Source organism: Bacillus sp. EE-W1 (assembly GCF_009760835.1).
Lineage (GTDB): Bacteria > Bacillota > Bacilli > Bacillales > Bacillaceae_G > Bacillus_A > Bacillus_A wiedmannii.
Genome location: NZ_WIPE01000104.1, coordinates 1 through 1,234, shown reverse-complemented (window position 1 = coordinate 1,234; position 1,234 = coordinate 1). Strand labels below are relative to the sequence as shown.

Sequence of the window (1,234 nt, the reverse complement as noted above, 5' to 3'; positions counted from 1 at the left end):
AGATGTATGTTCGGTAGGAAGAAACCGATGTAGCCCAAGAGTTAGCAAAGAAAAATAGGGAGTTAATCAAACGTTTGTTTAAGATATATGTTCGGCGAGTGATGAGAGAAGAATCTAAAAAAATATATATTTATTTTTTCTTAACAAATGGCGGGAAAATAAGGAAAATTCGCAGGATTATTAAAATTTATCACGAAATAAGTAAAAGTTTAGCGAATAATCGTTTGAAATAATAAAACGTTTTCTATATGATAAAGGTAAAGGTTAGTAAAAAAGTAGGTGAATTTATGACAGTAACATTTTATTCATATCCAAAGTGTGGCACATGTCAAAAAGCAAAGAAATGGTTTGAGGCAAACGATGTAGCATATGAGATGATTCATATTGTTGAAAATCCACCATCAAAAGAAGATTTACGTAATTTACATGAAAAAAGTGAATTACCATTAAAAAAATTCTTTAATACAAGTGGAATGCGTTACCGCGAACTTGGTCTGAAAGATAAGTTAAAGGATGCAAGTGAAGACGAAATGTACGAACTTTTAGCATCTGATGGCATGTTGATTAAACGTCCAATCGTAACAAATGGAACGAGTGTAACACTTGGTTTTAACGAAGAGCAGTTTGAAAGTGTGTGGAAAAAGTACCAATAAGGTATTTTTACATAATTAATACATTCACTGGAGGTACAGTCATGAGCATTCCAAATAATTTACGTTACTCTGAAGAACACGAATGGGTAAAAACTGAAGGTAATGAAGTTGTTATCGGTATTACTCACTTTGCACAAGGTGAGCTAGGCGATATCGTATTCGTTGAACTTCCTGAAGTAGGTGCAACAATCGAAGCTGACGAGCCATTCGGAAGCGTAGAATCTGTTAAAACAGTTTCTGAGTTATACGCACCTGTAAGTGGTAAAGTTGTAGCAGTAAACGAAGAATTAAGTGACCAACCAGAACTTGTTAACGAATCTCCATACGAGGGTGCATGGATGGTTAAAGTTGAACTTTCTGATGCAAGCCAAGTTGAGAAGTTATTAACTGCAGAAAAATATGCAGAAATGACAAACCAAGACTAATTATAGTCGACTAAAGGACAGCCTTTGTGCTGTCCTTTTTTATTTTGTGTAAAATAATGAACGTAGAATCATATACTAATTATCGTGTAGGAGAACGTTTTTTGAAAAAACTATTTCGTTTAATTTTTTATGATCCAGCTCCAGCGGCTAGATTGT

The 1,234-nt window shown here is 34.0% G+C and carries 2 protein-coding genes; both read left to right on the top strand.

Annotated elements, in window-relative coordinates; translation table 11 throughout:
- Positions 1-287 precede the first annotated feature (287 nt).
- Complete coding sequence (locus tag GFJ36_RS25640; protein ID WP_000218970.1) at positions 288-653, top strand: arsenate reductase family protein; 366 nt, start codon at positions 288-290, stop codon at positions 651-653.
- Between the two features lie 41 nt (positions 654-694).
- Positions 695-1,078 carry a glycine cleavage system protein GcvH gene (gene gcvH / locus GFJ36_RS25635; RefSeq protein ID WP_000026896.1) on the top strand — a complete coding sequence of 128 codons (384 nt, stop codon included), beginning with the start codon at positions 695-697 and terminating at the stop codon, positions 1,076-1,078.
- Positions 1,079-1,234 lie beyond the last annotated feature (156 nt).

Bases quoted from the DNA above. Each gene is read 5' to 3' on its own strand.
- gcvH (WP_000026896.1), top strand. From the start codon at position 695: ATGAGCATTCCAAATAATTTACGTTACTCTGAAGAACACGAATGGGTA.
- GFJ36_RS25640 (WP_000218970.1), top strand. From the start codon at position 288: ATGACAGTAACATTTTATTCATATCCAAAGTGTGGCACATGTCAAAAA.